The organism is Methyloceanibacter marginalis, from assembly GCF_001723295.1.
Lineage (GTDB): Bacteria > Pseudomonadota > Alphaproteobacteria > Rhizobiales > Methyloligellaceae > Methyloceanibacter > Methyloceanibacter marginalis.
Genome location: NZ_LPWD01000164.1, coordinates 1 through 8,637, shown reverse-complemented (window position 1 = coordinate 8,637; position 8,637 = coordinate 1). Strand labels below are relative to the sequence as shown.

Sequence of the window (8,637 nt, the reverse complement as noted above, 5' to 3'; positions counted from 1 at the left end):
CATGTCGGCCGCGTCCGCCGTCATGCCGTAGCCCATGAGCTCGGCCAGGATCGGCGCGCCGCGATCCCTGGCGCGCTCGTACTCCTCCAGCATCAGGATGCCGCGCCCTCGGCCAAGACCGTCCCGTTGCGCTTCTTGGAGAACGGCCACAGGCCGTCGGGGCTCAGCAGCGCGCATGGCCTGCCAGGCGCGCGTGGCGCCCCAATTGAGCGAGGCTTCCGCCGCGCCGGCAAGACCCATGTCGACGAGCCCTTCGCGGATCATGCGGTAGGTGAGACCGATAGAGTGGGTCGCGGTCGAGCAGGCGCTGACCACGCCGAAGGTCGGGCCCTTGATACCGTACTCGATGCTGACATGCGCGCTCGCCGACGAGCCGATCGCTTTGAGAAGCGTCAGCGGATGCGTGGCGCGCTTGTTCTCCTTGAACAGCATCTTGTAGGAGAATTCGAGTGTGGTCAGGCCGCCGACACCGGAACCGATAATGCAGGCGGCGCGGTAGCTGTCGGCGTCCTTGATCGGATATTCCAGTCTCGACTGGGTCACGGCTTCATGCGCCGCGCAGCCGGCATATTGGGAATACTTGTCGGCGAGCATGAGCTGCTTGCTCTGCAAGCGCTCTCGCGGGTCGAAATCCGGCACCTCGCCGGCGATCGTGATGTACAGGTCTTGGGTGTCGAAGCTCTGGACCTCGCGGATACCGCAAGCGCTGCCCTTCATGGCAGCCCAGAACTTGTCAACGCCCGTACCCAAAGGAGTGACGACGCCCTGGCCAGTGACCACGACGCGCCTGCGTCCGTTAGCGTGTGTCATGTAGTGTTAAGCCGTAACTCCAAGCCTGGTCCACGTCCCGAGAAGGACCCGAGCGGACGGCTGGTCTAAGCTGCTGCGCCCGAGGCCTTCGATTCTGCGATGATCCCCTTCACGCGATCGACCACAGAGCCGACCGTCGCAAACGCTTCGACTTCTTCGTTCGCATTATAGGGAATTTCGATACCGAAGGTATCCTCAATGTCGAACACGATCACCGCGAGATCGAGGGACTCGATCTCAAGTTCGCTCAGGGGGGTCTCGAGCGCGACGGCCTTGGATGGGTCCTTCATGTTCTTACGTAGAATCTCGATGATCTTGGTGGCCACCTCGTCCATATCGCTCTCCCTGCCCCGTTGAGGGGTCCGTGTCTAATGGTCCCTGGCTAAAACATAGCTAATCCGAGGGCAAGTCAGGCATTGGAATAGACTTAAAAACTGGTCGAGTCTACCCGTGCCCCGCACGCTCGATTTGCCGGTACTATACGCTCTAATCGCTAACAAAATTGGCGTTTTTGCGCCTGTCGCCGCCTTTGGTTTCAGCATAATCCACACAGGCCCCGGGGCCCTTTGCGGCACTGTTTATCAACACCGTGCTACAATAATAGTAGAAGAACGCGCTTGCGGCCAATTGCCTCCCGTCTGTGGCCTTGGCGCCGTTAACTGGCGGTAAAGCAAGCCAAAACCCGAACCTCGATGACCATCAAGGCGAATCCGGCACCCGTGGACACCGCCCAAGACCTGAGAAACCGTCCGTGGCTCAAGGCTTATCCGGACGGTATTTCTTGGGAGCGGAGCTTTAAGCCTGGCCTCGTCCACAAACTCCTCGACGATGCCGTGGCCGCGTTCGGGACGCGGCCCTGCACCTACTTCCTCGGCAAGCGTCTGAGCTACGCGGAAATCGGCGCGCTGTCGGACCGGGCGGCCAAAGGCTTGCGGGCGCTGGGGGTCGGCGAAGGGGTCAAGGTCGGGCTCTTGCTGCCCAATTCGCCGACCTTCGTGATCTTCTATTTCGGGGTGCTCAAGGCGGGCGGCACGGTTGTCAACTTCAACCCGCTCTACAGCCTGGAGGAGATCGAGTTCCAGATCCGCGACAGCGACACCAAGATCATGGTGACGCTCGATCTGGCGCTGCTGTTCGACAAGGCCGAGGCCATGCTCAAGAGCGGGGCGCTGGACAAGGCCGTAGTGGCCAAGTTCACCTCGCTCCTGCCCCCGCTCAAACAGGTGGGGGTCAAGCTTTCGGGCCGGGTGAAGCGCGCCAGGGTCGGCCTGTCCCGCATGCGGCGGCAGATCGTCCGCGAGGCGGAGCTGCTGGCCAATGACGGCCGCTACGAGCGGCCGGTCATCACGCCGGACGCATCGCCGTGCTGCAGTACACCGGCGGCACCACGGGCACGCCCAAGGGCGCCATGCTCACCCATGCGAATATCTCCATCAACGTGGCGCAGGAGCTCTGGGGGAAGCGGCCGCCGGAGGCTGTCGGACCGCGTGCTCGGCGCGCTGCCGCTGTTCCATGTGTTCGCCATGACCACGGTGATGAATTTCGGCGTGGCCAGCGGCATGGAAATGATCCTGATGCCGAAATTCGAGCTGGTCCAGGCGCTGAAGCTGATCGGCAAATTGAAACCGACGATGATGCCGGGCGTGCCGACCCTGTACCAAGCCATGGTGCGCCATCCGCGAATCAAGCGGTTCGATCTCTCCTCGCTCGCCTTCTGCATCTCCGGGGCGGCGGCGCTGCCGCTCGAGGTGAAGCGCGGCTTCGAGGCGCTGACCGGCTGCAATCTGGTGGAAGGCTATGGCTTGAGCGAGACCTCGCCGGTCGCCACCTGCAATCCACTCGACGTGACGCGGGAAGGCTCCATCGGCTTGCCGCTGCCCGGGACCGAGATCAGCATCCGCTCGCTCGAGGATCCGGCGCAAGAGGTCGCCCGCGGCGAGCCCGGCGAGATCTGCATCGCCGGACCGCAAGTCATGACCGGCTATTGGAAGAAGCCCGAGGAGACGGAGCAGGCCTTCACCGGCCGGTTTTTCCGCACGGGCGACGTCGGCACCATGGACGAAGAGGGCTTTGTCTTCATCGTCGACCGGATCAAGGACATGATCAATGCCGCCGGCTTCAAGGTCTATCCGCGGCGCGTCGAGGACGCGCTCTACGCGCATTCGGCGGTAGCCGAGTGTTGCGTGGTCGGGGTCCCGGACGCGTATCGGGGCGAGGCGCCGAAGGCCTATGTGAAGCTGAAAGAGGGCAGTACCGCCACGGCGGTCGAGCTCATGGCCTTCTTGCGGCCGAAGCTGTCGAAGCTTGAACTGCCAGTGGCAATCGAGTTTCGCGAGGAACTGCCGAAAACCATGATCGGCAAGCTCTCCAAGAAAGAGCTACGCGCGCAGGCCGGCCACTGACCTAAGGGCCTCATGCGGGGCGGTTGCCCCGCATCGCAGCATCATGAAACGCGTTCGGCCTTAGCGCAGCCAGGGAAGCAGGCCCTGGCTCTGCTCCTCCATGCCCCGCTGCTGGCGGCGCAGCATCCGCCGCTCGCGCCGGGACAAGTTCTGTGAATCGACCACCGCCGCTTCCGCGGTCTCAGTCTCGGTCTCGGCCGTGTCGATGGGCTCACCCTCGGCCGTCCCCTCGGGCTGAGCCGTGGGTGCCGCCGTCGTACGCGGCGCGCTTTGCGGCTGAGGCGCAGGCGCGGCATTGGCCTGGATTGTCCGCTTGGCGGGCTGCGCTGCAGGCTGCGGCGCTGCGGCCGGTTGCGGCTCCTGTGCACTCTCGGCCGCGGCGACTTCGTCGCCATCGGCGTCGGTGGCGATCGGCTTCGTCATGACAAACATGCTGGGCACGTTCTCGCCCGTGAAGCCGGCGTGATCTTCGGCTGCCGTCGAGCCGTTCAGGAAGCGGTAGCCTGGCTGCCCGGCAGTCGGAGTGTTGGCGACGGGCGTCAAGATCTCGGTGTTGGCAAAGGCATCCGGCTCGCTTTGAGGCTCCGGCTTGGCCTCGGCCGTCTCGGTTTCGGCGGGGGCCTCGGGCTCGGCGGAAGCTCGATCTGCTCCTCGGCCTTCGGCTCTTCCTTCGGCAGCGAGGTGCGCAGCCACGTGCGCTCACCGCACAAAATCCAGCCTTTGCAGCCCCGCAGAGTGATCTGGTTGTTCGACATCATCGTCAGCGTCGCGGAATACGTGTTGCCGTCCTCGGGATTGTAGATGCTGCCCTTCCACTGGTTGGCGCCGGTCGGCGCCATGCCGTTGATGATCGGCAGACCCAGGATGGCGCGGCCGCGCTGCGACGGGTTCTCGTTGCGGACGCGCGCAGCGGCTTGCCGCTACTGTCGAGCGGATCTTGCAACCAAACGATCTTGGCGCAGACGTAGCGCTTGCCGGAGCCGCAGCGGAACACCTGGATCTTACCGGGGCGCTCGCCCTGGTCTGCTTTACGCCAGATGCCCGTGGGATCGGCTGCGGCGGCTTCGGTCGAAGTCATTGGGAAAAGAACGGCTGCGGCCAGAAGGCCGATCGCCGCGGTGGTCACATGATGCCGCATAAGCACCTCCGTCATGGGTCGGGCCGTGGACGCGGCGCGTCCCCCGGCATTGTCTCGCTTGCCCCCTGTCCCTGACGGGTCTCGTTGGACCCAAACTCTGTTCCGGCGGTAGAGCACTTATGTTGCGCCCTTCATATCGTTGCCAAGTTCCGCCGGCTTTGGCGTTCCGACCCCTTCCAGGATCGCGGCGACGCCCATGCCGCCGGCGGTACATACCGAAATCAACCCTCTCTGACCGCTCCCACTATGCAGGAGTTTGGCCAAAACTGCCAGAATCCGCGCGCCCGTGGCGGCAAAGGGGTGGCCGATGGCGATCGAGGAGCCCTTGATATTCATCTTGGACCGGTCGATGGCCCCCAAAGGCTCCGTCCGGCCCAGGCGGGTCCGGCAATACGCCTCTGATTCCCATGCTTTCAACGTTGCCAACACTTGCGCAGCGAATGCTTCGTGAATCTCATAATAATCAAAGTCTTGAAGCGCAAGACCTGCCTGTTGAAGCAATTCGCTCACAGCTACGGTCGGCGCCATCAGCAGACCTTCACCCTGGACATAGTCTACGGCAGAAGTGCGACCCAAAGTTAAATATGCCTGAATCGGAATTCCGCGGTTTTCCGCCCATTTTTCACTGGCGAGCAGGACGCTAGCGGCTCCATCGGTTAACGGGGTCGAATTTCCGGCCGTAATCGTCCCGCTGGCCTTGTCAAAAACAGGTTTCAATTCGGCCAGCCGCTCGAGCGAAATATCCTCGCGGACATTGTTGTCCCGGAACACCCCGGCACAAGGAATGACGAGGTCGTCCATGAAGCCTCGTCATAGGCCGCAGCCGCCTTGAGATGGCTCTCGAAGGCGAGCACGTCCTGGTCCTCCCGGGTGATGCCCCATTCCTTGGCCATGAGCTCGCAATGCTCGCCCATGCCGAGACCGGTCCGGGGCTCCCGCGTGTCCGGCGGCTGAGGCGCGAGCTCGCCAGGCATCATGCCTTTGAAGGCCGCGAGGCGCTGTCCCATGCTTTTCGCGCGCGAGGCCTGCACCAGGCGCTGGGCGAATTTCCGCTGGAACACGATGGGCGCATCGCTCGTGGTGTCGGAGCCCATGGCGATGCCGCACTCGATTTGGCCGGTGGCGATCTTGGCGGCGAGGCCGAGCGCGCTCTGCAGGCTCGTGCCGCAGGCCTGCATCATGGTGATGCCGGGCGTGGTCTGGGCCAAGGGACTGCCGATCACCGCCTCGCGGGCGAGGTTCCAATCCTTGGCGTGGGTGACGACGCGCCGCCGACCACCTCGTCCACATGCACGCCATGCAGCGTGAAGCGGTCCGCCAGACCGCCGAGCGCGGCGGTGAGCAGATCGAGATTCGAGAGCTCGGCATAGGCCGTATGCGAACGGCAGAACGGGATCCTCACCCCGCCCAGCACCGCAACGCGCCGTATCGCTTCCGTCATGTCGTTCCTTCCGGCCTCTTGTCCTTACGCCGCAGCCTGGCCCGCCGGTGCAGCGCTCTCCGTCTTGCGGTAGTGCAGCGGCCCGCCGCGGAACGGCGCAAAGCCCGTGCCGAAGATCACGCCCGCATCGACATGGTCGGCGTCTTCCACGACCTTGTCCGCTTCGGCGCGTTCCGCCTCGTCGAGCAGCGGCTTGATGCCTTCGGTGACGAAGGCTGGAGCACATGCGCCTCGATCGGGAGACGCAGGCCCGCCATCTCGGCGACGCGGCTGGAACTTCCGGCGACCGAGAGCGCCACTTTCTTGGCGCCGATGAAGCCCTTCTCGGTCTCGACGCCGACGATGCGGCCGTCATCGATGCGGAAGCCGGTGACGGCGCAGTTCTGGATGATGTCCACGCCGCGCTGGTCGGCGGAGCGGGCGTAGCCCCAGGCGACCGCGTCGTGGCGCACGGTGCCGCCGCGCGGCTGGTACAACCCGCCGCGCACGGGGAAGCGTGCATTGTCGAAATCGACGAAGGGCACCAGCTTCCTGACCTGCTCGCGGTCGAGCAACTCGGCGTCGGCGCCGTGCAGCCGCATGGCGTTGCCGCGCCGGACGAATGCATCGCGCTGAGGATCGGAGTGAAAGACGTTGAGCACGCCACGCTGGCTGACCATGGCGTTGTAGTTGATATCCTGCTCCAAGCCCTCCCAGAGCTTCATCGACCATTCGTAGAAGGGCTCGTTGCCGGGAAGCAGATAGTTGGAACGGACAATGGTGGTGTTGCGGCCGACATTGCCGGAGCCGATATAGGATTTCTCGAGCACCGCCACGTTGGTGATGCCGTGCTGCTTGGCGAGATAATGCGCCGTGGCGAGCCCATGGCCGCCCCCGCCGACGATCACTACGTCGTATTGGGGCTTGGGCTCAGGCTCGCGCCAGACCGGCTTCCAGTTCCGGTTGCCGGTCAGAGCGTTGGTGAGAAGGCTGCCAAGCGAGTAGCGCATGGGCCGAGTTTCTAGCGCCTGCCCGCGACAAGATTGACATTTTACGTCGCTTGTTTGACCGTTTCCGCCATGAGCCAGAATCTCAGGACGGTCGGCTTTCTTTTGGTGCCCGACTTCGCGCTGATGTCCTACACCGCGGCCATCGAGCCCCTGCGCGCGGCCAACCTGCTCTCGGGACAGACGCTGTATCGCTGGTGGCATGCGGCCCCTTCGGGCGAGCCGGTGACGGCCTCGAACGGCGTCGCGATCATTCCCGACTGCGGAACGCGCAGCGAGCGCCCCGCCGACATGCTGTTCGTCTGCGCGGGCGGCAACCCGGCGACGTTCAACGACAAGACGAGCTTCGCGTGGCTGAGACGGCTTGCGCGAAAAGGCACGATCCTCGGCGGCATCTCGGGCGGCCCATACATCCTGGCGCGAGCAGGGCTGCTGGATGACCGCCGCGCGACGCTGCATTGGGAGCACATGCCTGCTTTTCGCGAGCCTTTCCCGACGAACCGTGGTGCCTCCCTGTTCGAGATCGACGGCAACCGCATCACCTGCTCCGGCGGCATCTCGGCGCTCGACATGATGGTGGCGCTGATCGAACGCGATCACGGCCGGCAACTTGCGGCCGCGGTCGGCGATTGGTTTCTGCATACGCATATCCGGGAGGGCTACGGCCCGCAGCGGCTGGATCTGCGCTACCGGCTGGGCGTCGCCGACGAGAAGTTGCTGCGCGTGCTGGGTGTCATGGAGATGAATCTGGAGCAGCCTTTGCCGCGCACCGAACTGGCAAAGCAGGCGGGCATCTCGCTGAGACAGCTGGAGCGGCTCTTCCACGCCCATGTCGGACACGGCATCCACCAGCATTACCGCTGGCTCCGGCTCGAACGTGCGCGCCAGCTGCTGCGCGAAACGTCGCTCCCCGTTCTCGACGTGGCGCTTGCCACCGGCTTTTCCTCGGCGAGCCAGTTTTCCCGTGCTTACGGCCAGACTTTCGGCGAACCACCGAGCCGCACAAGGGCTAACGCGTAAATGGTCGCGCGCCTGAAAAATTTGGTGGTAGGTTTGGTGCAATCCCGCGAACCGCTCGCAATGAGATGCCGGGATCGGGAGGGCTGATGGCCTCACGGCTGACTTCAAAGGAGCTTCGGGCGCGCGCGCTTTCGCGGGAGAAGACGGCAGTGACGCGTCCCAAGCCGGGAAAGGCGGCCGCCGAAACGCCGCCGGAGGACGAATACGCCACCGGCTCGAACGCTCCGACCACCGGCGAGCTCAATCTTGAAGTTTCCATCGGGCGCCGAGTGCGGCTGCTCCGCCAGCGTTTGCAGCTCACCGCCACGGATCTCGCGGCACAAGCGGGACTGTCGCCGGGCATGCTCTCAAAGATCGAGAACGGCGGCACCTCGCCATCGCTCTCCACCTTGCGCGCCCTGGCCCGCGCCCTCAACGTGCCGATGACCAGCTTCTTCGCCGATTTCGAGGATCGGCGGGACTGCTCCTATGTGCGGGCGGGCCAAGGCGTGCTGATCGAGCGGCGCGGCACCAAGGCGGGGCACCATTACGAGCTCCTGGGCCATACGCTGTCGGGCGACATCGTGGTCGAGCCCTATCTCATCACGCTGAGCGAGGACGCGAACCCCTACACCCAGTTCCAGCATGACGGCATGGAGTTCATCTACATGCTCACGGGCCAGGTGATCTACCGCCACGCCGACAAGCTCTATCCCATGGGTCCTGGGGATGCCCTGTTCTTCGATGCCGCGGCGCGCACGGCCGTTGCGACTCCGCCGACATTGACGGCGAACATGCGATCGATCTCGCCAAGATTGTTGGCACGGTCATGGACTTGGCCCAACGTGAACACGCCGGCGT

Annotated in this window: 9 protein-coding genes and 4 pseudogenes; 5 read left to right on the top strand and 8 right to left on the bottom strand. The window is 64.3% G+C overall.

What is annotated here, in order from left to right; translation table 11 throughout:
- Positions 1–780, bottom strand: a 780-nt coding sequence (locus tag AUC71_RS06835; protein WP_280139288.1) for a beta-ketoacyl-[acyl-carrier-protein] synthase family protein, incomplete at its 3' end; no start/stop codon positions are given.
- Positions 781–875: 95 nt separating this feature from the next.
- Complete coding sequence (locus AUC71_RS06830; protein WP_069442112.1) at positions 876–1,145, bottom strand: acyl carrier protein; 270 nt, start codon at positions 1,143–1,145, stop codon at positions 876–878.
- Positions 1,146–1,502: 357 nt separating this feature from the next.
- Between AUC71_RS06830 and AUC71_RS21895 the strand changes: the two are divergent.
- From AUC71_RS21895 to AUC71_RS21885, 3 genes and pseudogenes are all read left to right on the top strand, one after another.
- Positions 1,503–1,946, top strand: a pseudogene (locus tag AUC71_RS21895) (AMP-binding protein); the annotation flags it as partial.
- A gap of 227 nt (positions 1,947–2,173) precedes the next feature.
- Positions 2,174–2,218, top strand: a pseudogene (locus AUC71_RS22610) (hypothetical protein); the annotation flags it as partial.
- A 10-nt stretch (positions 2,219–2,228) separates the two neighbouring features.
- Positions 2,229–3,212, top strand: a complete 984-nt coding sequence (locus AUC71_RS21885; protein WP_280139289.1) for an AMP-binding protein — start codon at positions 2,229–2,231, stop codon at positions 3,210–3,212.
- A gap of 60 nt (positions 3,213–3,272) precedes the next feature.
- Here AUC71_RS21885 and AUC71_RS06820 read toward each other — a convergent pair whose 3' ends face one another.
- The 6 genes and pseudogenes from AUC71_RS06820 to AUC71_RS06805 all read right to left on the bottom strand — a co-directional run.
- Complete coding sequence (locus AUC71_RS06820) at positions 3,273–3,755, bottom strand: hypothetical protein (protein ID WP_069623665.1); 483 nt, start codon at positions 3,753–3,755, stop codon at positions 3,273–3,275.
- Positions 3,752–4,105 (bottom strand): annotated as a pseudogene (locus tag AUC71_RS06815) (DUF2147 domain-containing protein); the annotation flags it as partial. The gene AUC71_RS06820 and the pseudogene AUC71_RS06815, both read right to left, overlap by 4 nt.
- A 362-nt stretch (positions 4,106–4,467) precedes the next feature.
- Positions 4,468–5,151: a thiolase family protein gene (locus AUC71_RS22245; protein ID WP_342021808.1), complete on the bottom strand. Its 684-nt coding sequence runs from the start codon at positions 5,149–5,151 to the stop codon at positions 4,468–4,470.
- Complete coding sequence (locus AUC71_RS22240) at positions 5,064–5,573, bottom strand: thiolase family protein (RefSeq protein ID WP_342021807.1); 510 nt, start codon at positions 5,571–5,573, stop codon at positions 5,064–5,066. The genes AUC71_RS22245 and AUC71_RS22240 overlap by 88 nt, the downstream gene beginning before the upstream one ends.
- The gene (locus AUC71_RS22235) at positions 5,570–5,791 is read right to left on the bottom strand and encodes a hypothetical protein (RefSeq protein WP_342021806.1); all 222 of its coding nucleotides are present in this window, start codon (positions 5,789–5,791) and stop codon (positions 5,570–5,572) included. Before AUC71_RS22235 ends, AUC71_RS22240 begins: the two co-directional genes overlap by 4 nt.
- Positions 5,792–5,899: 108 nt before the next feature.
- Positions 5,900–6,780, bottom strand: a pseudogene (locus AUC71_RS06805) (FAD-dependent oxidoreductase); the annotation flags it as partial.
- 105 nt (positions 6,781–6,885) lie between these two features.
- On the opposite strand from AUC71_RS06805, the gene AUC71_RS06800 reads away from it, so the two are divergent.
- Both AUC71_RS06800 and AUC71_RS06795 read left to right on the top strand, forming a co-directional pair.
- On the top strand, positions 6,886–7,797 hold the full coding sequence (locus AUC71_RS06800) for a GlxA family transcriptional regulator (protein WP_342021809.1): 912 nt from the start codon (positions 6,886–6,888) through the stop codon (positions 7,795–7,797).
- Positions 7,798–7,946: 149 nt separating this feature from the next.
- The coding region (locus tag AUC71_RS06795) for a helix-turn-helix domain-containing protein (protein ID WP_244500832.1) at positions 7,947–8,637 on the top strand (691 nt) is incomplete at its 3' end.